Origin of the sequence: Klebsiella sp. KPN54798 (assembly GCF_021184225.1) — a bacterium.
In the GTDB taxonomy this organism is placed as follows: Bacteria; Pseudomonadota; Gammaproteobacteria; order Enterobacterales; family Enterobacteriaceae; genus Klebsiella; species Klebsiella pneumoniae.
This window is the reverse complement of sequence record NZ_CP089234.1, coordinates 1,376,415-1,399,296: the sequence shown is the minus strand read 5'-3', so window position 1 is coordinate 1,399,296 and position 22,882 is coordinate 1,376,415. Positions and strand designations below refer to the sequence as shown.

The following is a 22,882-nucleotide window of genomic DNA, read 5'->3' as shown; positions in this document are numbered from 1 at the left end:
CTCCCTCCATTACGCACGCTGTACAGGATGACGGGCAATATCGAGAACGGCATCGGTAAAGGCATTGCAGGCGGCTTTACAGGCGGCCTGGCTTCCCGTCAAAAAGGCGGCCGAATAGTTGGTTTCCGATGGCGGCGGGACGTAGGTCACCAGCTGAACGTCGGCCGACTTCATCGCCGCATCGATACCAAACGTCGCCTCCAGCGGCGGCGCCACCAGATAAGCGATCGGATCGCCCAACGCGATGCCAGCGGCCGATGAAAGATAAGAGCCGGTACGCGACACCACGTGCGCCAGAAAGGCGGTATCTTGCGCGTCGTTAGCCCACTGGAATGCCGCCCCACCTTCAATATGCGCCATCATGGCATCCAGCCCGGCGCGAACTTCCGCCGGGTTCGGGCCGCCAAGCATGATCAGTACTTCGCCGGCGGTAGGCGACGGACCATGGGCCGCACCGGCGTAGAGGGAGCGGCCATAGACCACCTCCACCATCGCCTGCTTTGTCGCTTCGTCGGCGGCAATATACGTCACATCGTCAGAATCTGCCGTGATGAGTCCGAGGCTACGTATATGCGACGGTAATTTAAGCTCGCGCGCGAAACCGTCATTCACCGAGGCAATCACGCGCATCGCGGTGACCGAGGGTCGAATCAAATCTAATGCTGGCATGATGCCTCCTTAACGGCTCATGTTGATGCCGGAGGCTTTCTGCTCCAGCATGCGTTTGGCTAAATCCACGATCACCGCGGCGGCTTCTACCGGCGGGGTGCCGCCCTGGTGGATATTGGAGATACAGGTTCGGTCGGCCTCGACGGTGGTCGCCACCCGCGGGGAGTACACCGCGTAGCAGGAGAGGCTCTCCGACTGGCCGAGCCCCGGGCGCTCGCCAACCAGCAGGATCACCACCTTCGCGCCGAGGATCTCGCCGATCTGATCTTCAATCTTGACGCGGCCATAGCGCACGAAGAACGGCGTCCCGACCTTCAGACCCGCCTGTTTCAGGCCGGCAAGCAGCGGCGGCAGGATCTCTTCGTAGTTGGCGGTGATGGCATCCGTCGACAGGCCATCGGACACCACCACCTGCACATCCGGATCCATCACGCACTGCGCCTTCAGCGCATCAATCGCTTCCGGACTGAGGCGACGGCCCATATCCGGACGCGTCAGGTAGAGGTTCTTATCGCTAATCTCGGAACGCACTTCCAGCAGCCCCTGCGCTTTCACCCACGCTTCCGGCACCTCTTTGAGCACCGTGTCTTTCGAGCGCGAGTGATCGGCCAGGAAGCGCAGCAGCGCCTGAGTGCGCGGACGCGGGCCGGCGCGGCCGGTGCAAACGCGCGCCGCGGTACTGCGTTTTAGTTCGGTCAGTACTTCGGCGCGGTGCGGATGTTGTACGCCAATCCAGGCTTTCGCTTCCGCTGAGCCCAGGTCCAGCGCGCAGCTTTCCACCACCGCTTCGCTGGCGCAGGCGGCATGGCAGGCCGGCGTCGACGCTGCGGGGGCCTGCGGCTGCGACTGTGGTTGTCCCATTGACGCCATTACGCTGCGTACAATGTCTTCAATCTGTTTTTGATCCATGATGTGTCATCCCCGCGTCATCAGAAGAACAGTGACGGATCGCCCGCCCGTTTGGTCAGGCGACCATTTGCCATAATGCCCATCGTTTCCAGCCAGCGTTCAAACTCCGGCGACGGCCGCAGGCCCAGCAGCTGGCGCACGGTCGCGGTATCGTGGAAGGCGGTGGTCTGGTAGTTGAGCATGATGTCGTCGCCGAGCGGCATGCCCATGATGTAGTTGCAGCCTGCGGTCGCCAGCAGGATCATCAGGTTTTCGTTGAGATTCTGGTCGGCATCGGCATGGTTGGTATAGCAGCAGTCGCAGCCCATTGAGATGCCGCTCAGCTTGCCCATAAAGTGGTCTTCCAGTCCGGCGCGAATGATTTGCCGGTCGTTATAGAGATACTCCGGCCCGATAAAGCCCACCACGGTGTTGACGAGGAACGGATCGTAGTGCCGCGCCAGGCCATAGTTACGCGCTTCCATGGTCACCTGATCGGCGCCGAAGTTAGCGCCCGCGGAAAGCGCCGAGCCCTGCCCGGTTTCAAAGTAAAGACAGTTCTCCCCGGCGATGCGGTTAAACTCCGCCCCCACCGCCCGCGCTTCATCGAGCATCGCCAGCTCGACGCCGAACTCTTTAAGCCCTTTTTCACTGCCGCAGATGCTCTGGAAGATAAGCCCCCCCGGCGCGCCGCGGCGGATGGCTTCAATCTGGGTGGTGACGTGCGCCAGCACGCAGCCCTGGGTCGGGATGTTAAACTTGTCGATCACCCCGTACACCGTATCCAGCACCCGGCTCAGGTTCTCCACGTCGTCAGTGACCGGGTTGACGCCAATCACCGCGTCGCCCGCGCCGAAGGAGAGCCCTTCATAGATTTGCGCGGCAATACTCTGCACATCGTCGCGGGTATCGTTCGGCTGCAGGCGGCAGCTAAAGGTCCCCGGCAGACCGATGGTGGTATTGGCTTTTTTGATCACCGGCATTTTTTTACCGCCGTAGATCAGATCGGCGTTGGAGCAGATCTTGGCCACCGCAGCCACCACCTCGGAGGTCAGCCCTTTGCGGACAAAGGCGATATCGTCGCTGGTGACCTCGTCGTTGAGCACGTATTCCCGCAGGTCGCTGATGGTCCAGTGTTTAATCCGCTGATAGGCGGTTTCGTTCACGTCATCCTGGATCAGGCGCGTAACGCAGTCCTCCTCATACGGGATCACCGGGTTATTACGGATATCGGCCACCGTCATATCGGAGAGCACCTGCTTGGCGGCCACGCGCTGCTGCGAACTCTCCGCCGCTACCCCCGCCAGCACATCCCCCGAACGCAGTTCGTTGGCTTTCGCCAGCACCTCTTTTACATCCTTAAACTGATAAACATTGCCGAACAATGTGGTCTTTAGTTTCATAAGTCGTTCCCTCAGGAAGGAAATGCGAGTGATTTCACCGTCACCGGCACAACCGATCCGCCAAAAAGAGGCGTACCAATGTCGATATAGTCTCCCGCCCGGATGCTCACCTCATCGATGACCGCCAGCGGAAGGTGTGGAAGCTGTGGCCGCAGCAGCATGCCCAGCGCTTTGCCAAAATCCTGCTCGGCCACCAGCAGCAGCGGACGGGGATTGGGAAAGCGGGCGACAAACGCCAGCAGGGCGTCAATTACAGTCAGTAAGGTGGCGTAGCGCACCGGAAGTGAAGCGGGAAGCGCCAGCACGTAAGCGTCCGCCTCGGGGGCCAGATCGAGCTGCGTCAGCGCCTGGAGCCAGGCGTTCGGCAGATCGGCGGCATCCTGCGGGATAGCCACCGGCAGATTGCGCAGCGGCAATGGAACCCCCTCCAGCCAGATGGTGCTCCCGGACAGGGACAGGGTATGCGCCCCGGCGCCAATCACCGTGGCGCGCACGGTTTGCGTCGGAAACTGCACGTTCATCTCACGCAGGCGCGGATGCTCATGCAGGGCCGTGGCCAGCAGCGGCCCGATATCGGAAAAACAGAAAGGATCGGCGGGCTGATGGCGGTAGCACTCCCCCACTCCGCCGGAAAGGGTAATCACCTCCGGCTGAATACCCGCAGGCAGTACTTCGGTTTGCATCAGCCCCTGCGCCAGCGGTGAGAGGGTGCCGTCGATCACCTCGACGATCAGCTCCGCCATCCGGCGCGCCACCTGCGCCAGCTGCCCGGCGGTCAGCGCCAGGGCGTTAGTGCCGGCGCCAAACAGCGCATCGACAATCCGCTGCCCCGGCGGGTGCGCGTGGACCACGCGCCCCTGAGCGTCGGTTTCCAGCAGGCGGCCGCCGACGTTGAGGCAGGCGGTGGCGCTGACGTTTCCGGCGTCAAACAGGGCATAGTTCGAGGTACCGCCGCCAATATCGATATTGAGCACCCGGCACATCCGCTGCCGGGACAGGGTCTGCGCCCCGGCGCCGTGTCCGGCAATGACCGACTCCAGATGCGGCCCGGCGCTGGCGACGACAAAATCGCCCAGCGACTGCGAGAGCGCCATCACCGCCGGGCGGGCATTGCGGGTTTTCGCGCTTTCGCCGGTGATGATGATCGCCCCGGAATCCACCGCTTGTGGAGCGATCCCTGCGGCCCGGTACTGAGCCAGAATCAGCGCCTCAAGCTCGGCCTCTTTCAATTCTCCCTTTTTATCAACCGGCGTAAAGAAGACCGGGCTTTGCCAGCTAATGTCGCGTTTGATGAATTCATAACGCGGCACCTGGGAAACCGCCGCGCGGTTCACCAGCTCGAGGCGCGAGAAGATCACCTGCGTGGTGGTGGTGCCGATATCAATACCGACGCTCAACAGCTGGCGCGTGTTCACGAGTGCGCCTCCGCTTCGTTGTTGGCAGGCGCCGGTACGTTTTCATCTTTTGGCACCAGCAGCATCGCCACGCCAATCGCGGTAACGCCGCCGACCAGCTTGCCGACAATCATCGGAAAGATCATGGCGTTCATATTGGCCGCCGCAAAACCGAGATGGTCGCCGAGGGCGAACGCCGCTGACACCGAGAAGGCGCAGTTGATCACTTTCCCGCGGGTATCCATCTGCTTCATCATGCCGAACATCGGGATATTGTTCGCCAGGGTAGCGACCATGCCGCCGGCAGCCATATTGTTGATTTTTAGCAGATTACCAACGCGCATCAGCGGTTTTTCAAACCAGCGGGTCAGCAGGAGCACCATCGGGTAAGCGCCGAGCAGCACGCAGGAGATAGAGCCAATGACTTCGATGGCGCGCATCACCTCGCCGGGCTGGTCGCCAGGCGCCATAAAGATCGGATCGAGCCCCGGGATCAGCTCCCAGCCGAGCAGGAACTTGATCACCGCCGCCGCCAGGCCGATGGTGATCAGCGCCACGAGGAATTTGGCGAAGATCTGGAAGCCGTTGATCATTTTTTCCGGAATAAACTTCAGCCCCAGCGCCACCAGCACGGCGACGATGATCACCGGGATCATATTCATCAGGATCAGCGCGAAGGTAAACTCTACCGGCTGGCCGTTGATCTCCACCCCGGAATACATCGCCACCAGACCGCCGGCGATACAGCCGATGGGAATGGTGACAATGCCCGCCAGCACGCCGAGCGCCAGCCAGCGGCGATCGGTTGGTTCGATAATGCCGAGCGCCACCGGAATGGAGAACACAATGGTCGGCCCCATCATAGAGCCGAGGATCAGGCCTGAGTACATCCAGGCCGCCACGTCGCCGCCCGCGAGTTCTTTAGCGAGGAAGAAACCGCCCATGTCGCACGCCAGCAGCGTGCCGGCGAACATCGACGGGTTGGCGCCGAGCATCTCATACAGCGGAATAATCACCGGACCAAGCAGATGAGCCAGCACTGGCGCCAGGGCGGTCATCCCGACCATCGCCAGGCCCAGCGCGCCCATCGCCATAAACCCTTCTTCAAACTGACCGCCGGATCCCTCAATGCTTTTCCCCAGTTTGCCGAGAAAGCGCGCCGAGCCGCCGAACTGCGACAGGATCCTGTCCACGGCGGCAATCAGCATAAAGAACATCATGATGTACATGATGATTTCGTTAATTCCCATAGCCCTTACTCCCTGTCATTTATGATTTGTAGATACTGTGAATACCGGGACATTAGCCGCACTCAGGCGACTTTCCCGGGCCGCGGCGTGAACGCCTTACCCGGGCTACGGCATAGCAGACGGCTGTGATCCTGTAGCCCGGCTAAGCGCAGCGCGAGCCGGGAAAGCCACAGCCACACGCCTCCGGGAAAATCGGCATTTATTGCGCCGCCGCGTACAGCTCGATAATCTGCTCCCGGCTGGCGGTGCGTGGATTGGTGCGCAAACAGATGTCCTCCTGCGCCGCTTGCGCCCAGGCGGCGTAGTGCGCGGACGTCGCGCCAGCCTCCGTCAGCCGCATCGTCAGACCGACCTCGGCGATCAGCTCGCGCACGGCGGCGATAGCCTCGCGGTCATCGGTTTTCTTGCCGGTTAACGCCCGGCCGATCTGGCTGAAGCGCGCCCGGCGCACCATGCGGTTAAACTCCATCACCGTTGGCAGCAGCATGGCGTTGGCCAGACCGTGCGGAATATGCAGCGCCGCCCCCGGCTGATGCGCCATGGCATGGCATAGCCCCAGCCCGGCGCTGGAAAACGCCATCCCCGCCATGCAGGAAGCCAGCAGCATGTTCTCCCGCGCCGCCAGATCCTGACCGCAGCCCACCGCTTTCGGCAGCGCCTCGCCGATCATGGCTATCGCCCCCATCGCCAGACTGTCGGTAAACGGCGTGGCGTGGCGGGCGCTGTAGGCCTCGACGGCGTGGGTCAGCGCATCAATCCCGGTCATTGCCGTGATATGCGGCGGGACGCCTTCGGTCAGCGCGGCGTCGAGGATCGCCACATCCGGCATCAGCGAGGCATGCGCCAGCACCTGTTTGCGTCCACTCACCGCATCGATAATCACCGTTACATTGGTGGTTTCAGACCCGGTGCCAGCGGTGGTCGGCACCGCGATCAGCGGCAGACGTGGACGCAACTCGCTGTGCTCCGTCATCTCCCCCAGCGTCTGCTCAGGATTGGCGACCAGCAGCGCCACCGCCTTCGCCGCATCCAGTACCGATCCACCGCCAAAGGCCACCACGCCGTCGCAGCGCGCGTCCCGCAGCTGGGCGACGGCGGCGCAGACATCGGTGACGCAGGGTTCGCCGGCGGGACAGGGCCAGAGAGTCATAGCAATCCCTTTCATCGCCAGGCTACGCTCCAGCCCGGCGGTCATTCCCGCCTGATGGAGAAAACTGTCAACCATGACAAACAGATGCCTAAGGCCCCGGGACTGCGCTTGCGGACCGCAGGCCGCCAGCGCGCCGACGCCGTGCAGCGTCACCGGCGGAACGTTGAAGCTTTTCATTTGCTGAAGATTCAGCGTATCAAAGGCATGGAACAGCGCCGTCTGCAGTTCAGCTTGCATACATCCCCTCCGCTTTTTCCCTCCCGCTGTTGGCGATTGCCAGCGGGGTCATAAACAGGCTGTGCTGCGGCAAATGCACCGGTAATGCCGGGAAGCGCTGACGAAACAGCTCATGCACGCCCGGCTGCATACAGGCGCCGCCTGCCAGCCACAAATCGACAATCCCTTGTCCGGCAATATGTCGGGCGACAATTTCGGCCATCTTCTCGTACACCGGCTTAACCACCGGCCAGATCTCCCCGGCGTGGCTGCGCTTGTACTGCTCCGCCTCCTCAAGCCCGATGCCGCGATTCCCGGCCAGAGTCAGGGAGATATGGTGGCCGCCGGTGGCTTCATCCGCCGAATACGTCACCCTGCCCTGTTTAACGATGGCGATCCCGGTGGTGCCGCCGCCGATATCCACCACCCCGGCGTTATCGAGCTGCAGCAGATCCGCCACCGCGGTAGGCTCATCCAGCACATGACTGATCTCCAGCCCGGCGGACTCCAGGACATTGATCGAAATGCGCGGATCGGTGCCGGGCGGAAACGAGGTCGCCGCATGGGTGAAGCGGCAGCCCAGCTGCTGCTCGAGAGTCGCAAGATGTCGGCGCACGAGGGTGACGGCGCCGAAGAAGTCCCAGACGATGCCGTCGCGCACCACATCGGCCCAGTCAAGACATACCGCAACCGGCTGGCCATCGCGGTCGACCACCATCGACACCACGTCGCAGGTGCCCAAATCGATGCCCAGCCACAGCGGCGACTCGCTGGCGGCGGGCGCCTGGTTACACAGGGCAGCGGCTTTTTGCAGTCTCGGCGAAAGCCAGCGTTTTTCGTCGTGCGCCATGTTCATCCCTTATACGATTCGAAACGCATCCACCAGTACGCAGCGACGCAGACGAACGAAGGTCCGCGCGCTGGTCACCCCTTCCCCGGTTGGGGTGGTGATGGTCATGGTGGTCCAGCCCTCACCGCCCAGCCCAAGCCCGGCGATGCACGGCCCGTTTTTGACGAAGATGCTGGTGTCGATGGCATTCGCCATCTGGTTCATGTTGTCGATATTGCGCGAGTGCATCGCCGCCGTATGGTGGCAGCCACCTTCCAGTTGCACCGCCAGGGCGATGGCCTCTTCAACGTTCGCCACCCGCACCACCGGCAGCACCGGCATCATCAGTTCAGTCACCGCAAACGGATGGCTGGCGGGGGTTTCCACGAACAGCAGACGGGTTTGCGCCGGCACCTGCAGGCCAATCGCCGCGGCGATTTTGCCCGCGTCGCGACCGACCCAGTCGCGGCTGACCGTGCCTTTGCCGCGCTCGTCAATATTTTTCAGCAGCAGCGGCTGGAGCTGTTCGGCCTGCGCCGCCGTGAGTTTCACCGCCTGCTGGCCTTCCATCAGGCGCATCAGTTCGTCGGCAACGCTATCGACCACGATCAGTACCTTCTCGTCGGCGCAGATAATGTTGTTATCAAAAGAGGCGCCTTTGACGATCGCCTGCGCGGCGCGCGGTAGATCGGCAGTCTCATCCACCACCACCGGCGGGTTGCCGGCCCCGGCGGCGATCAGGCGTTTGTTGGTATGTTTGCGCGCCGCCTCGACCACCGCTTCGCCGCCGGTCACCACCAGCAGGCCGATGCCAGGGTACTTAAACAGCCGCTGGGCGGTGTCGATATCCGGGTTCGCCACGGTCACCAGCAGGTTGGCCGGGCCGCCGGCGGCCACTACCGCCTGGTTAAGCAGGGTAATTGCCCTTTGCGAGACCTTTTTCGCCGCCGGATGGGGGGCGAAGACCACGCTGTTGCCGGCGGCTATCAGGCTAATGGCGTTGTTGATCACCGTCGCCGCCGGATTGGTGGACGGCGTCACCGAGGCCACCACGCCCCAGGGCGCATTTTCAATCAGCGTCAGGCCGTTATCGCCGGTGAGCACCTGCGGAGTCAGACACTCCACGCCCGGCGTGCCGCGCGCCTGCGCCACGTTTTTGGCAAACTTATCTTCAACGCGTCCCATGCCGGTCTCCGTCACCGCAAGCTCCGCCAGTTCACGGGCATACTTTTCACCCGCCTCACGAATGGCCTGAATCACCTGCTGACGCATCGCCACCCGCTTTAATCCCTGCTGGGCCACCGTTGCCGCCGCGACAGCGTCATCCAGTGAGGCAAAAACGCCCATATCATGAACGGTGCCGGCAGGCTGGCTGCTGTCTTTCATTTTCAGCAGTACCGCTTTCACTACCTGTTCAATGTCCTGTTGATTCATGATTTTTCACCCTACTTATGGAAGAGCACCTGACCATCGGCCGCAGCCTCATCCACGATACCAATCACGCACAGATCGACCGGAGAGGCGCCGTGTGCGTGCGCCTGTCGCGCCGAGCTGCCGCTGACCAGCAGTACCCACTCTCCGCATCCCGCGCCGATGCTGTCGATGGCGACCGCACATTGCCCGTCGGGCTCGCCGCGGGCATTGAGCATCTCCACCATCAGCAGTTTGTCGTGGGCCAGACCTTCATGGCGTACGGTGCAGACCACATATCCGGTTACCACAGCCAGCTTCATGTCCGTCTCCGCGTGTGATGTGCAGGCCGGAAAAGCGCAACGCCATCCGGCATTCATGCCTTTTCATGGCCGGATAGCGACGCGCTGGCGTCTTATCCGGCCAGAACTTTCCGGCACCCCCTCCCCCGTTAGATGTTGCTGTCGCCCTTGAAGCTAATCGGGAAGACCTCTTCCAGATCGCCATGCGGACGCGGGATGACATGTACAGAGACCAGCTCACCGATACGCTGAGCCGCCGCCGCCCCGGCATCCGTCGCGGCTTTGCACGCCGCGACATCGCCGCGCACCATGGCGGTCACCAGGCCCCCGCCGATCTGTTTCACTCCCACCAGCTTGACGCGGGCCGCTTTGACCATGGCGTCGGAGGCCTCAATCAGTGCAACCAGGCCCCGGGTTTCAATCATTCCTAATGCTTCCATTGTGTTTTCCTCTCATAAGGGGTCCTGAAGGGGACCATTCATTCAACCAGCGTGGACGAGTCGGGGATCCGGCTTGCGTCCGTCTGGCGCGGTACCGACGCCACCAGCGCCAGTTCGATAATTTCCTCTACGCTACAGCCTCGCGAGAGGTCGTGAAGCGGGGCGGCCAGGCCCTGGATCAGCGGCCCGATGGCGCGATATCCGCCCAGCCGCTGGGCGATTTTGTAGCCGATGTTGCCCGCCTCCAGCGACGGGAAGACCAGCACATTGGCCCGGCCCTGCAGCGGGCTGCCGGGCGCTTTGTGCGCAGCGACGTCCGGTACAAAGGCGGCGTCAAACTGCAGCTCGCCATCGACCATCAGCTGCGGCGCCCGCTGACGCACGATCTCCGTGGCCTGCTGGACGTTAGCCACACAGGGATGCCGGGCGCTGCCGTGTGTCGAGAAGGACAGCATTGCCACCCGCGGCGCTTCGCCAGCGATCGCTTGCCAGGTCTCGGCGCTGGCAATCGCGATATCCGCCAGCTGCGCCGCGGTCGGCTGCGGCACCACGCTGCAGTCGGCAAACCCCAGCGGCTGGCCGGCATACTGCGGCAGCATCAGAAACAGCGAAGAGAGCGTTTTACACCCCGGCTGCAGGCCGATAAGGCGCAGACCAGCGCGCAGCACGCTGGCGGTTGACGAGAGATTTCCGGCGATACACACCTCGGCCTGCCCGGCGCTGACCATCGCCGCGGCGAACATCAGCGGGTCGGCCAGCTTGTCGACCGCGTCAGCGGGCGCTTTATCGCCGGCGCGCGCCTGCCAGGCGGCGGCAAACGCCTCGCGCATCGCCAGGTTGCTGTGCGGATCGATGACCTGCACCCCGGTCAGCGGCAGACGTTCGCCAAGGGCGAACTGCCGCAGCGCGAAGGGGCTGGCGACGAGGATCGGATGCGCCAGGCCCTGCTGCTGCAGATAATGCGCCGCCTTCAACACGCGGACGTCCAGCGCATCCGGGAACACCACCCTGGCGGGGGCGCGCAGCGCCAGTTTGCGACACTGGTCAATGATCATCTTCACCTCCCAGCTGCTGCAGTTGGCTGAGCGCCGGCGGCGCGTCCGTCACGCCCAGGATCATCATCACGTAGACCGCGCTGGAGAGGCGGTTGAGCGCCTGTAGAATATCGGCACGCTGGACCGCAAATTGCGGCGTAATAAACACCTGCGCCGCGGTCACCTCCGCCTCGCGCACTTTGCCGCGCAGCAAATTAAGCAGCGCGACATCGCGCCCATGGCGGGCCTCCGGCACCAGGTGATCGTGACCCAGGTAACGCAGCGGCTGATGGGACAGACGATGCAGCTGCGCCTCGCTGAATCCGGCTATCGACTGCGCCGCCAGCGGTTCCTCCAGCGCATCGGCGCGCATGATGTTGCCCAGCCGCGAACGGATATCCGTCAGCCACGGCTGCCAGGGCTCCGCCAGTTCAATTTGCAGCCACACCGTCAGGGCGATGGTGCTGTCCAGCACCGCGCGGAAGGCCAGCCGCGGATCGTTTTTCGCCACCAGGGTATCGGCCGTCAGATGAGTTAAGGTGTCCGGCTTTTTGCCCACCGGCTGGTGACAAAGCTCGCAGCAGGCCTGGGGCGGATGGTCGCTGCTGGTCAGGACATGCACCGGCTGCGGCGTCTGTTCGTCATCCTCGACAAACAGGCGCCCCTGGCGGTCGAGAAATTTGACCCGCAGATGCCGACTTTCCAGCAGTTCCCTCGCCGAGGGCGTCAGGCGGGCATCGGCAGGAAGATGGATTTCACCGCCTTCGCTGAGCGTATGATTCGCTCTGAGCCACGCTTCGGTAATGAAATCGTTCATAGCGATTGCCAGTTTGCCGGCCAGGCGACGTACAGGAAGCGCACCGTCGACGGGGTACCGAATTCGATGCTGGAGCCTTTCGGGATGAACATGACGTCCCCCGCTTTGGCGACCAGCGTTTCCCCCTGATGGCGCACATGCAGCTCGCCCTCCAGCACCATATCGATTTCGTCGTAGTTCAGCGTCCACGGGAAGAAGGCGTTCTCCCACTGCATAAATCCGGCCGCCATGCTGCTGCCATCCTGGTCAGTCACCAGGTCCGTTAAGCCAACGCAGTGCGGCTGGGCGCCGTCGAAGCGGCCAAACTTCACGCTGCTGCCGTCGATCACTTTGATGCCGCCTTTGCCGGTCACGGAGTCAAATCCCGGCTGCATCGCCTCCTGCTCCAGGGACTGCTTCTCCTTCATCACCTTTTCCATCAGCTGCGCCACCAGGCTTTCGGTAAACTGGCCTTCCGGCAGCTGCGCCAGGATGGTTTCGCGGATCCGCTGGCTTTCCGTTTTGTCGCTGTCCGCCGCTGTCGCCGCCGGCGCGGCGCCATCGTCTTCGGTGATAGTGAATCCCAGCAGCTCGGCGACTTCGCGCGCTTCCGGGGTGATAATGCTGGCGCGCAGAACTACTGACATCGCCTGTTCGCCGCGCGCGTGGGCGGCACGAATATCGTTAGCGGTAATGAGTTTCTTCACCTGGCCCTTCCTCCTTTTGGCTGAGCTCACTCAAGTAATTTTCCAGCGGCGCAACGCTTTGCGGATCGCAACCGTTGAGGGCGAAAACCGGCGCCTGAAACCCCATCCGGTCCAGCAGCTGCCGCACCGCGGCGACGTTGGCATCCGGCAGATCCGTTTTGCTGATCGCCACGATAAGGTGCTTTCGGCTGCCAATATCCAGCAACCCGGGTGGCAGGCGACTTTCGGTATCATTGGCCGCATGGACATAAATCAGGGTGTCCACATCCTGCAAGGTGGTAATTAAGGCGTGATACCAGCGCGGATGGCTGAAATATTCCCCGGGTGTATCGATGTCGCCACGATCGTTAAATTCCAGCGCCTGCGTTTTTCTGGCGAGGGAATAATTCCCCTGCAGGGCATTAAATAACGTGGTTTTTCCTGCACCGACGGCGCCGACAATGGCAATACGCTTCATGGTCGCTCTCAATTAACTTTTCGTTAATTCGCACAAGGTATAATTTAATAAGCGGCCTAATCCGCCGATGGTCTGCAGAAGCGCCTCTTCCACCGCGCCGACCGAGCCGTAGATCACCAGCGCGCCGCTAAACCGGTCGAGAAAACCGATGTGCACGTCGGCGGCCTTCATCGCCAGATCGCCGGCGATCATCGCCGTTTCTCCCGGCGTCAGCGTCATAATGCCGATCGCGCCGGATTCGGGTACGCCGATCTTTTTCGCCAGCTCCGCTCCCGGGTGGGCAATCAGATGCGCCAGTGTGACCTGTTTGCCTGGTACGAATTCCTGAATAATGCGTTCTTTATCCATGACTGATTGCCCCCTGAAATCTGTCCTCATGGTGACGACATTTCAGCGCGGCAAATAACAAATTTCGGCAAGTGGGGTTAAAAGGTGAAGTGGATCACTCAGGAGAGAAAATAATATTGCGGCGGAATTAAAAAGGCAGGCTCAGCGTTTTTTACTCACCGGCCTGCCTGATATTGCGCGCGGAAACGGATCCGCGCGTTAACGGGGGAAATAGAAAATTACAGCGGTTCGGTTTGCGCTTCAACAACCGCCAGCGCCACCATATTAACGATCCGGCGTACGGAGGCGATCGGCGTCAGAATATGCACCGGCTTCGCCACCCCCATCAGCACCGGCCCGACGGTCACCCCTTCCGAACTGGAGACGCGCAGCAGGTTATAGCTGATCCGGGCGGCTTCCATATTCGGCATCACCAGAATATTGGCCGCCCCCTTCAGCGGGCTGTCCGGCATGCGATCGTTGCGGATGCTTTCCACCAGCGCGGCGTCGCCATGCATTTCGCCATCGATCATCAGCTCCGGGGCGCGCGCCTTCACCAGCTCCAGGGTTTTACGCATTTTACTGGCTGACGGACAGTCGGCAGAGCCAAAGTTGGAGTGCGACAGCAACGCCACGCGCGGTTCAATACCAAAGCGTCGCACGCTTTCCGCCGCCATCAGGGTGATCTCCGCCAGCTCTTCCGGCGACGGATCGTGATTGACATAGGTATCGGCGATAAAGGTGTTGCCGCTCGGCAGCAGCAGCGCATTCATCGCCCCGGCGGTGCTGACGCCGTCGCGATAGCCAAACAGCGGCTGCACCACGCGGTAGTGATCGTGGTACTCGCCAATAGTCCCGCAGATCATCGCATCCGCTTCACCGCGATGAACCATGATGGCGCCAATCACCGTGGTGTTGCTAATCACCGCCCGCTGCGCCTGCTCCTGGGTAATGCCGCGGCGCTTCATCAGCTGGTAGTACTCGCTCCAGTACTCTTTAAACCGCGGGTCGGATTCATTATTGACGATCTCAAAGTCAACGCCGGCCTTGATCTGCAGGCCCAGCTTCTGGATGCGCATTTCAATCACGCTCGGGCGCCCCACCAGAATCGGTTTGGCCAGTCCCAGAGACACCAGCTCCTGGGTGGCGTGCAGCACCCGAGTCTCCTCCCCTTCCGCCAGCACCACGCGCTTCGGCTCTTTGCGCGCCTGAGAGAAGATAGGCTTCATAAACAGGTTGGTTTTATAGACGAACTCGCTCAGCTTCTCGATATAGGCGTCAAAATCAGCGATGGGGCGCGTTGCCACGCCGGAATCCATCGCCGCCTTCGCCACCGCAGGGGCTATCTTGACGATCAGCCGCGGGTCGAACGGTTTCGGAATGATGTACTCCGGACCAAAGCTTAAATCCTGATCGCCGTAGGCGGAGGCCACCACTTCGCTCTGCTCGGCATGGGCCAGCTCGGCAATCGCATGCACCGCCGCCAGCTTCATCTCTTCGTTGATCGCCGTCGCGCCGACGTCCAGCGCGCCGCGGAAGATGAACGGGAAGCAGAGCACGTTGTTGACCTGGTTAGGGTAGTCGGAGCGGCCGGTACAGATGATGGCGTCATCGCGGACCTGCTTCGCCAGCGGCGGCAGGATTTCCGGCTCCGGGTTGGCCAGGGCGAGGATCAGCGGCGCCCGCGCCATCTTCTTCACCATCTCCTGAGTCAGCACTTTCGGACCGGAGCAGCCGAGGAAAATGTCGGCGCCGTCGATCACGTCATCGAGGGTGCGTTTGCCGTCGTCTTCCACCGCATAGGCCGCTTTGGTTTCCGCCATGTTCGGCTCACGGTCTTTATAGATAACGCCTTTCGAATCGCAGACCACGATGTTGTGCTTTTGCATCCCCAGCGCCACCAGCAGATTCATACAGGCGATCGCCGCCGCGCCCGCGCCGGAGACCACCATCCGCACGTCGGACAGATTCTTCTCGACGACGCGCAGACCGTTGAGGATCGCCGCGGTGCTGATGATCGCCGTGCCGTGCTGATCGTCATGGAAGACCGGGATATTCATCCGCTCGCGCAGCTGCTGCTCGATGTAGAAACACTCCGGCGCTTTAATATCTTCCAGGTTGATACCGCCGAAGGTTGGTTCGAGGGCGGCGACGACGTTAATGAATTTGTCCGGATCCAGCTCATCGACTTCGATATCAAACACATCGATACCGGCAAATTTCTTAAACAGGACGCCTTTGCCCTCCATTACCGGCTTACCGGCCAGCGCGCCGATGTTGCCGAGCCCCAGCACCGCGGTGCCGTTGGAGACGACCGCCACCAGGTTGCCGCGGGCAGTGTATTTGTAGGCGGCCAGCGGATCTTTTTCGATTTCCAGGCAGGGGGCTGCGACGCCCGGCGAGTAGGCCAGCGCCAGATCGCGCTGGGTGGCGAGAGGTTTGGTCGGCGAGACCTGGATTTTTCCGGGAACCGGAAATTCGTGGAAGTCGAGGGCGCTCTGTTTTAACTGCTCATCCATTTTCTATTCCTTTCTTTCACGTATCGTTCGTAGGGGAAAAGCGTGATGACCATCCTGTCGTTCACCTTTCAGTGGCAGACAGTATCCCTCCTGGCGGGGCGATAAACTTTGAACACCGCCAAACTCTGGCCATCGTTATGATTTTGTTGTTATCAATTTATAGCGGTTATGTTACCCGGAATCGCCGCCAATAATAGCCCTGTCTGCTATGCTTTTTGGTTATGTACCTCATCAATGTTTATACCGTATACCGGCAAGCACTCATGTAACACCTTGTTCCAGGAGGACTTATCCATGAATCAGTTAGACAGCATCAAGCAGTTCACCACGGTGGTCGCCGACAGCGGAGACATCGAATCCATCCGCCACTACCATCCGGAAGACGCCACCACCAACCCCTCTCTGCTGCTGAAGGCCGCCGGCCTGGCGTCCTATAGCGGCCTCATCGACGACGCTATCGCCTGGGCCAAAAAACAGGGTGGCGGCCGCGAAGCGCAGGTGGCTCACGCCTGCGATAAGCTGGCGGTCAATTTTGGCGCGGAGATCCTCAAAAGCATTCCCGGGCGGGTCTCCACTGAGGTGGACGCCCGGCTCTCCTTCAACCGCGAGAAAAGTATCGAGAAGGCTCGCCACCTGGTGGCGCTGTATCAGGAGATGGGCATTGATAAGTCGCGGATCCTGATCAAGCTGGCATCCACCTGGGAGGGGATCCGCGCCGCGGAGGTGCTGGAGAAAGAGGGGATCCACTGCAACCTGACGCTGCTGTTTTCCTTCGCCCAGGCCCGGGCCTGCGCCGAGGCCGGGGTTTATCTCATCTCCCCGTTCGTTGGGCGTATTTATGACTGGTATCAGGCGCGCAAACCGCTGGAGCCTTACGTGGTGGAGGAAGATCCGGGGGTGAAATCGGTGCGCAATATCTATGACTATTTCAAACAGCATAAATACAACACCATCGTGATGGGCGCCAGCTTCCGCCGCACCGAGCAGATCCTGGCGCTGGTCGGCTGCGACCGGTTGACCATCGCCCCGCCTTTATTAAAAGAGCTGCAGGCCAGCGATACCCCGGTGGTGCGCAAACTGATCCCTGCCAGCCAGATCCTGCCGCGTCCGGTGCCGCTCAGTGAAGCGGAGTTCCGCTGGGAACATAATCAGGATCCGATGGCGGTCGAAAAGCTAGCGGAGGGGATCCGCCTGTTCGCCGTCGATCAGCGCAAACTGGAAGATCTGCTTGCCGCCAAACTGTCACTTTAGTCTCACGGAGAAAAATATGTCCCGAAGAGAGCTTGCCAACGCCATCCGCGCCCTGAGTATGGACGCCGTGCAGAAAGCCAACTCCGGCCATCCCGGTGCGCCGATGGGGATGGCTGATATTGCCGAAGTGCTGTGGAACGATTTTCTCAAGCACAATCCGCAGAACCCTGACTGGGTGGACCGCGACCGCTTTATCTTGTCCAACGGCCACGCGTCGATGCTGCTCTACAGTCTGCTGCACCTGACCGGCTACGATCTGCCGCTGTCTGAACTGAAGCAGTTCCGTCAGCTGCACTCTAAAACGCCCGGCCACCCGGAGCATGGCTATCCCCCTGGGGTGGAAACCACCACCGGCCCGCTGGGCCAGGGGCTGGCGAACGCCGTTGGGATGGCCATCGCCGAACGGACGCTGGCGGCGCAGTTTAATCGCCCCGGCCATGAGATCATTGACCATCACACCTGGGTGTTCATGGGCGATGGCTGTTTGATGGAGGGGATCTCCCATGAGGCCTGTTCGCTGGCCGGCACGCTCGGACTGGGCAAGCTGATCGGTTTTTACGATCACAACGGCATCTCCATCGACGGCAAAACCGAAGGCTGGTTTTCCGATGATACGGCGGAACGCTTCCGCGCCTATCACTGGCACGTCATAGGCGATATCGACGGCCACGATCCGCAGGCTATCAAACAGGCGATAACGGAAGCGCAGGCGGTGAAAGATAAACCGTCACTGATTATCTGCCGGACCATCATCGGCTTCGGTTCGCCCAACAAAGCCGGCTCAGAGGAGTCTCACGGGGCGGCGCTGGGCGAAAAAGAGGTAGCGCTGGCCCGCCAGCAGCTTGGCTGGAAATATCCTCCGTTCGAGATCCCGAAAGAGATCTACGCGGGCTGGGATGCGCGTCCGCGCGGGGAAAAAGCGGAGCACGCCTGGAACGAGAAATTCGCCGCCTACCAGCAGCAGTTCCCGGAGCTGGCCGCTGAGCTGACCCGACGTATGAATGGCGCCCTGCCGGAAGACTTTGCCGCGATCGCCCGCGACTACGTGGCGAAACTGCAGGCCGAGCCGGCGAAAATCGCCAGCCGCAAGGCTTCGCAAAACGCGCTGAACGCCTACGGCCCGCACCTCCCGGAACTGCTGGGCGGTTCTGCGGATCTTGCGCCGAGTAACCTGACCATCTGGTCTGGATCGACATCGATTAAAGAAGATCCTGCGGGCAATTATATCCACTACGGGGTGCGCGAGTTTGGCATGACCGCGGTGGCCAACGGCATTGCCCTGCACGGGGGCTTTATTCCTTATACCTCGACCTTCCTGATGTTTGTGGAGTACGCCCGCAACGCCGCGCGCATGGCAGCCCTGATGAAGGCCCGGCAGATCATGGTCTATACCCATGACTCGATCGGTCTTGGGGAAGACGGGCCGACGCACCAGGCGGTGGAACAGCTGGCCAGTCTGCGGCTGACGCCCAACTTCAGCACCTGGCGCCCCTGCGACCAGGTGGAGACCGCCGTCGCCTGGCAGGCGGCTATCGCGCGACAGGGCGGGCCGACGGCGCTGATCCTGTCGCGACAAAACCTGGCGCAGATGCCGCGTACCCCGGAACAGGTGCAGGATATCGCCCGGGGTGGCTACGTGCTTAAGGATGCCGGCGGCAAGCCCGACCTGATCCTCATCGCCACCGGCTCGGAAGTGGAGATCACCGTCCTGGCCGCGGAAAAACTGTTGGCCAAAGGGGTAAATGTGCGGGTCGTCTCGCTCCCTTCCACTGATGTGTTTGACGCCCAGGATGAGGCCTGGCGCGAATCCGTGCTGCCATCGGACGTCAGCGCCCGGGTGGCGGTCGAAGCCGGGATAGCGGACTACTGGTATAAATATGTCGGCTTAAAAGGCAAGATCGTCGGCATGACCGGCTATGGCGAATCCGCCCCGGCAGAGCAGTTGTTCCCGTTCTTTGGCTTTACGGTCGACCATATCGTCGCCACCGCCGAACAGGTGCTTAACGGGTGATCCACAGCGTGGGCCAGGCATCTGGCCCCTGCCAGTTGTCGCACGTCGGCTGCTGCGCGTAGCGGGAGAGGCTGAACCGCTGGCCGTCAAAACGCCAGCGGGTTTGGATCCCGCAATCGCCGGCCCCGCGGCCTTTATCCAGGGTCACCAGCTCATGGCGGCGGTCATCATAGCTGGCGTTGATCATCTCAATCTCACGCGGCGCCTCGCCCGGCGGCTGGAATGGCAACGTTAGCCGCACCTGACGGGCGACATAGGGGCGCTGGCGGGAGACCAGCCAGGCCAGCCAGACGGTGTTGTAGGCGCCGGATTCGCAGCTGGTCATCAGCAGCACTTTGTCATCCGTCAGCGCAGTAACGCGAATTTCACGGCGGAAGGGATCGAGGGAGCAGTGGCTGTTGGTCATCCGCTCATTACCGTAGTCCATCAGATCGTTGAGCTCCTCACGCCCCAGCGGCGACTGCGCCGTTTCCGCGCTCGCCACCGCGCGTAGCGCCGGCGCCGGCGGTACGCTGAGCGGCGGCTCTTCCCCTTTGCCGACCCAGGCCGTTTCGCTACCTACCCGCTTTTGCCGATCGTCGATAAAAAACAGAGCCGCTTTCAACCCCTGCAGGGAGATGGTCTGCAGGCCATTGGCCAGCGAGAGCGCTTTACCCTCCTGAACCTGCTGGAGAAACGCATCGATCGTCACGCTGTCGGCGGTTTTAATGAGCTTATCTTCAATGTGCCAGCGCTTGTCGGTCAGGGACAGCGGTTTACCATCCAGCAGCAGGCGCGGCGCTATCGGCGCGAGCGTCGCCACTGGATTGCCGGTGCCGCCCAGCTCGATACGCAGACTGGCGTCAGTGACTGCCCCAGCGCTGCGGCTGAGGGTCATCACCAGGCCATGATGCAGCCCCACGTTACGGGTGACGCAGAAATTTTGGTTGTTACAGGTGACCAGCCAGTCGTTGAAGCGCTGCTGCGTCGGTGCCGACCATGCCTGCGAGCAAGGCAGCACCGCCAGAAAAAGGAAAAAGATGACGCGAAAAAGCATGAACCGCCCGACCCCAGATAAACCCGACCACGGCGCCTATCCTGGACAACGGCAGCGGGTTACTCAATCGGATTTGTCAGAGTTCCCCGACATCAGGCCGGAGGTTTGCAGATATTGCAGCAGAATGACCGCCTTACCGTCGCGGATCTCCCCGTCAGCGACCATCTGCAGCGCCTGGCTAAAAGGCAGCTCCAGCACCTCGATGGCTTCATCATCCACCCCGCCGCCGCTGGTGGTTCGCTGCGCGTCGCTGTACTCGGCGATAAAGAAATGCACTACCTCGGTGACGCCCCCTGGCGACATAAACAGCTCAAACAGCTTTCTCACCTCGCCCACTTCGTAGCCGGTCTCTTCCACCGCCTCTTTACGAATGCAGGCTTCCGGCTCGTCGTTGTCCAGCAGCCCGGCGCAGGTTTCAATCAGCATGCCGTCATGATTGCCATTGACCCAGGTGGCGACACGGAACTGACGCACCAGGACCACCGTCTGCTTATGGCGGTTATACAGCAGCACGGTGGCGCCATTGCCGCGATCGTAGACCTCGCGCTTGTGGCGCACAACGCTGCCGTCCGCCCGCGTCAGCTCATAGGTCATATTGCGTAGTACGAACCAGTTCTCAGAGAGGATTTTATCTTTAATGACGTGAATATTGAGTGACATACCGACCCCACAGCGTAAAAGGACGCCCTCATACTACGCTGCGGAGCCGGGTTTGTCGTCAGTGAAGCGGCGTCGTTTTCCGCGCCAGATAGTCCAGGATCCCCTGCGCCGCGTGACGGCCTTCCGCCATCGCCGTCACTACAAGGTCTGCGCCGCGCACGGCATCGCCGCCGGCAAAGATCTTCTCCTGACTGGTCTGATAACGGTAACGGCTCTCCACTCCGGCTTTAATACGCCCCTGGCTGTCCAGCGCCACCCCCGCCGCCTCCAGCCAGGGCATGCGGTGCGGGTGGAAGCCAAAGGCCATGATCACCGCATCTGCCGGCATAACAAACTCGCTGCCGGGGATCGGCGTCGGACGGCGTCTTCCCCCGGCGTCCGGAGCGCCCAGCTCGGTGCGCAAAAAGCGAACCCCGTTAACCCGCCCGTTCTCGTCCAGCTCAAGCGTCACCGGCTGGACGTTAAACTCAAAGAGCGCCCCCTCTTCGCGGGCGTTTTTGACCTCTTTTTTCGAGCCCGGCATGTTGGCTTCATCTCGCCGATAGGCGCAGGTCACCTGGCGGGCGCCGTGGCGCAGCGCGGTGCGCACGCAGTCCATCGCCGTATCGCCGCCGCCCAGCACCACCACGTTCAGCCCGGCGGTGTTGACATAAGGCTCTTGCGCCGATGCCGCCAGCCCCATCACCTGTTTGGTGTTGGCGATGAGGAACGGCAGCGCATCGTAGACCCCGGGGGCCTCTTCGTTCGGCAGCCCCGCCTTCATGGAGCGATAGGTTCCGGCGCCGACGAACACCGCGTCATACTCGGCCAGCAGTGTCGCCATGGAGATATCTTTCCCCACCTCGCAATTGAGCTCAAAGCGGATACCCATCTCGCTGAAGATCGCCCGCCGCCGGGCCAATAGCGATTTATCCAGCTTGAACGCCGGAATGCCGAAGGTCAGCAGACCGCCAATCTCCGGATGACGGTCGAAGACCACCGGCTGGACGCCGTGGCGCACCAGCATATCGGCGCAGGCCAGCCCGGCCGGCCCGGCGCCGATAATCGCCACCCGCTTGCCGCTCGGCTTAACCTGCGAAAGGTCCGGACGCCAGCCGCTGGCCAGCGCCTGGTCGGAAATATAGCGCTCAATATTGCCGATGGTGACTGCCCCGCTTTCATCGCGCAGGGTGCAGGCGCCTTCACACAGCCGGCCCTGGGGACAGACGCGGCCGGTGATCTCCGGCAGGCAGTTGGTCTGATGGGAAAGCGCGACCGCGGCGGCGATATTCCCCGCTTTAACCAGCTCAATCCACTGCGGGATATGGTTATGCAGCGGGCAGGTCCATTCGCAAATACTGTGCTCCCCACACGTGAGACAGCGGGCGGCCTGCTGCTGCGCCTGCTGCGGGGTGAACGGCTGATAGATCTCCTCAAAGTGGCTCTTACGCACCTCCGCCGCCAGCTTATCCGGCTCCCCGCGCGGGGGCGTCATCGCCATTTGCCTGACCTTCGCGCCAGCATTGGGCTGGCTGCAGAGCGGCGTAGCGCGCTGCCACGGCTGCACCTCCTGGCATGCCGAGCGCAGTCGCCGCTGCTTCGCCAGGGTGATCAACGTCTCATCGTCGGCGAGGGTCAGCGCCTGCGCGGGACAGTTTTCCACACAGGCCGGCCCCGCCTCGCGGCCCTGGCATAGATCGCACTTGTGCGCGCTGGCTTTCACCAGGCCTGCGGCCTGCGGCGTCACCACCACCTGCATCACCCCGAACGGGCAGGCCACCATGCAGGATTTACAGCCAATGCATTTCTCCTGACGGACCTGAACGCTGTCGCCGGACTGGGCGATGGCGTCGTTGGGACAACTGCGGACGCAGGGGGCGTCCTCGCAGTGGCGGCAGGTGATGGCGTTACGCTGGCCCTCCGCTTTGATCACGGTGATACGTGGCAAAAAGCGCTGCGGGGTCAGCACGTGTTGCTCCTCGTTATGCGCCATCACGCAGGCCACTTCGCAGGCCTGGCAGCCGATGCACTTTCGGCTATCGCTCAAAATAAAGTGGTTCATGGCTTCCTTTTGTCTTCTTGGTGAATAACCCCTCAATGCGCATGCCTATTTATTACCCGACAAGATGACGCCGGAACAATGTCCAATTGCCC

At 61.8% G+C, this 22,882-nt stretch carries 21 protein-coding genes; 2 read left to right on the top strand and 19 right to left on the bottom strand.

Annotation, left to right across the window (positions count from 1 at the left end; all coding sequences use genetic code 11):
- Positions 1 to 9: 9 nt before the first annotated feature.
- From eutL to maeB, 16 genes are all read right to left on the bottom strand, one after another.
- The gene (eutL, locus tag LPQ25_RS06910; protein ID WP_004174905.1) at positions 10 to 669 is read right to left on the bottom strand and encodes an ethanolamine utilization microcompartment protein EutL; all 660 of its coding nucleotides are present in this window, start codon (positions 667 to 669) and stop codon (positions 10 to 12) included.
- 9 nt (positions 670 to 678) lie between these two features.
- Positions 679 to 1,578, bottom strand: coding sequence for an ethanolamine ammonia-lyase subunit EutC (eutC, locus tag LPQ25_RS06905; protein WP_004174901.1), 900 nt, complete (start codon positions 1,576 to 1,578; stop codon positions 679 to 681).
- A gap of 20 nt (positions 1,579 to 1,598) precedes the next feature.
- On the bottom strand, positions 1,599 to 2,960 hold the full coding sequence (gene eutB / locus LPQ25_RS06900; protein ID WP_004152001.1) for an ethanolamine ammonia-lyase subunit alpha: 1,362 nt from the start codon (positions 2,958 to 2,960) through the stop codon (positions 1,599 to 1,601).
- 11 nt (positions 2,961 to 2,971) lie between these two features.
- Positions 2,972 to 4,375 carry an ethanolamine ammonia-lyase reactivating factor EutA gene (eutA, locus tag LPQ25_RS06895; protein WP_014907135.1) on the bottom strand — a complete coding sequence of 468 codons (1,404 nt, stop codon included), beginning with the start codon at positions 4,373 to 4,375 and terminating at the stop codon, positions 2,972 to 2,974.
- A complete protein-coding gene (gene eutH / locus LPQ25_RS06890) occupies positions 4,372 to 5,604 on the bottom strand; it encodes an ethanolamine utilization protein EutH (RefSeq protein WP_004149260.1) in 1,233 nt (410 codons plus the stop codon). Before eutH ends, eutA begins: the two co-directional genes overlap by 4 nt.
- A gap of 199 nt (positions 5,605 to 5,803) precedes the next feature.
- On the bottom strand, positions 5,804 to 6,991 hold the full coding sequence (gene eutG, locus LPQ25_RS06885; RefSeq protein WP_004185054.1) for an ethanolamine utilization ethanol dehydrogenase EutG: 1,188 nt from the start codon (positions 6,989 to 6,991) through the stop codon (positions 5,804 to 5,806).
- A complete protein-coding gene (gene eutJ, locus LPQ25_RS06880) occupies positions 6,981 to 7,820 on the bottom strand; it encodes an ethanolamine utilization protein EutJ (RefSeq protein WP_014907133.1) in 840 nt (279 codons plus the stop codon). Before eutJ ends, eutG begins: the two co-directional genes overlap by 11 nt.
- Before the next feature lie 9 nt (positions 7,821 to 7,829).
- Complete coding sequence (locus LPQ25_RS06875; protein WP_004152003.1) at positions 7,830 to 9,233, bottom strand: aldehyde dehydrogenase family protein; 1,404 nt, start codon at positions 9,231 to 9,233, stop codon at positions 7,830 to 7,832.
- 11 nt (positions 9,234 to 9,244) lie between these two features.
- Positions 9,245 to 9,532: an ethanolamine utilization microcompartment protein EutN gene (gene eutN, locus LPQ25_RS06870; RefSeq protein WP_002913719.1), complete on the bottom strand. Its 288-nt coding sequence runs from the start codon at positions 9,530 to 9,532 to the stop codon at positions 9,245 to 9,247.
- Positions 9,533 to 9,660: 128 nt separating this feature from the next.
- The gene (gene eutM / locus LPQ25_RS06865; protein ID WP_000387720.1) at positions 9,661 to 9,951 is read right to left on the bottom strand and encodes an ethanolamine utilization microcompartment protein EutM; all 291 of its coding nucleotides are present in this window, start codon (positions 9,949 to 9,951) and stop codon (positions 9,661 to 9,663) included.
- Between the two features lie 38 nt (positions 9,952 to 9,989).
- Entirely contained in the window at positions 9,990 to 11,006 is a 1,017-nt protein-coding gene (pta, locus tag LPQ25_RS06860; RefSeq protein WP_004185055.1) for a phosphate acetyltransferase, read from the bottom strand.
- Positions 10,996 to 11,802 carry an ethanolamine utilization cob(I)yrinic acid a,c-diamide adenosyltransferase EutT gene (gene eutT, locus LPQ25_RS06855; RefSeq protein ID WP_002913723.1) on the bottom strand — a complete coding sequence of 269 codons (807 nt, stop codon included), beginning with the start codon at positions 11,800 to 11,802 and terminating at the stop codon, positions 10,996 to 10,998. Before eutT ends, pta begins: the two co-directional genes overlap by 11 nt.
- Entirely contained in the window at positions 11,799 to 12,488 is a 690-nt protein-coding gene (gene eutQ / locus LPQ25_RS06850; protein WP_002913725.1) for an ethanolamine utilization acetate kinase EutQ, read from the bottom strand. Before eutQ ends, eutT begins: the two co-directional genes overlap by 4 nt.
- A complete protein-coding gene (gene eutP / locus LPQ25_RS06845) occupies positions 12,466 to 12,945 on the bottom strand; it encodes an ethanolamine utilization acetate kinase EutP (protein WP_014907132.1) in 480 nt (159 codons plus the stop codon). The genes eutQ and eutP overlap by 23 nt, the downstream gene beginning before the upstream one ends.
- A gap of 12 nt (positions 12,946 to 12,957) precedes the next feature.
- Positions 12,958 to 13,293 (bottom strand): ethanolamine utilization microcompartment protein EutS, encoded by a 336-nt coding sequence (eutS, locus tag LPQ25_RS06840; RefSeq protein ID WP_002913729.1) that lies wholly within the window; start codon positions 13,291 to 13,293, stop codon positions 12,958 to 12,960.
- A gap of 218 nt (positions 13,294 to 13,511) precedes the next feature.
- Positions 13,512 to 15,791 carry an NADP-dependent oxaloacetate-decarboxylating malate dehydrogenase gene (gene maeB, locus LPQ25_RS06835; protein ID WP_002913731.1) on the bottom strand — a complete coding sequence of 760 codons (2,280 nt, stop codon included), beginning with the start codon at positions 15,789 to 15,791 and terminating at the stop codon, positions 13,512 to 13,514.
- A 294-nt stretch (positions 15,792 to 16,085) separates the two neighbouring features.
- On the opposite strand from maeB, the gene tal reads away from it, so the two are divergent.
- Positions 16,086 to 17,042 carry a transaldolase gene (gene tal, locus LPQ25_RS06830; RefSeq protein ID WP_004174884.1) on the top strand — a complete coding sequence of 319 codons (957 nt, stop codon included), beginning with the start codon at positions 16,086 to 16,088 and terminating at the stop codon, positions 17,040 to 17,042.
- Between the two features lie 16 nt (positions 17,043 to 17,058).
- A complete protein-coding gene (gene tkt / locus LPQ25_RS06825) occupies positions 17,059 to 19,053 on the top strand; it encodes a transketolase (RefSeq protein ID WP_014907130.1) in 1,995 nt (664 codons plus the stop codon).
- On the opposite strand, the gene LPQ25_RS06820 is transcribed toward tkt, so the two are convergent.
- The 3 genes from LPQ25_RS06820 to aegA form a co-directional block, all read right to left on the bottom strand.
- Complete coding sequence (locus LPQ25_RS06820; protein WP_014907129.1) at positions 19,043 to 20,089, bottom strand: DUF1176 domain-containing protein; 1,047 nt, start codon at positions 20,087 to 20,089, stop codon at positions 19,043 to 19,045. The two genes, tkt and LPQ25_RS06820, sit on opposite strands and share 11 nt — an antisense overlap.
- A 63-nt stretch (positions 20,090 to 20,152) precedes the next feature.
- Positions 20,153 to 20,749 carry a GDP-mannose pyrophosphatase NudK gene (gene nudK, locus LPQ25_RS06815; protein ID WP_002913754.1) on the bottom strand — a complete coding sequence of 199 codons (597 nt, stop codon included), beginning with the start codon at positions 20,747 to 20,749 and terminating at the stop codon, positions 20,153 to 20,155.
- A gap of 58 nt (positions 20,750 to 20,807) precedes the next feature.
- Positions 20,808 to 22,790 carry a formate-dependent uric acid utilization protein AegA gene (gene aegA / locus LPQ25_RS06810; RefSeq protein ID WP_014907128.1) on the bottom strand — a complete coding sequence of 661 codons (1,983 nt, stop codon included), beginning with the start codon at positions 22,788 to 22,790 and terminating at the stop codon, positions 20,808 to 20,810.
- Between the last annotated feature and the right edge of the window lie 92 nt (positions 22,791 to 22,882).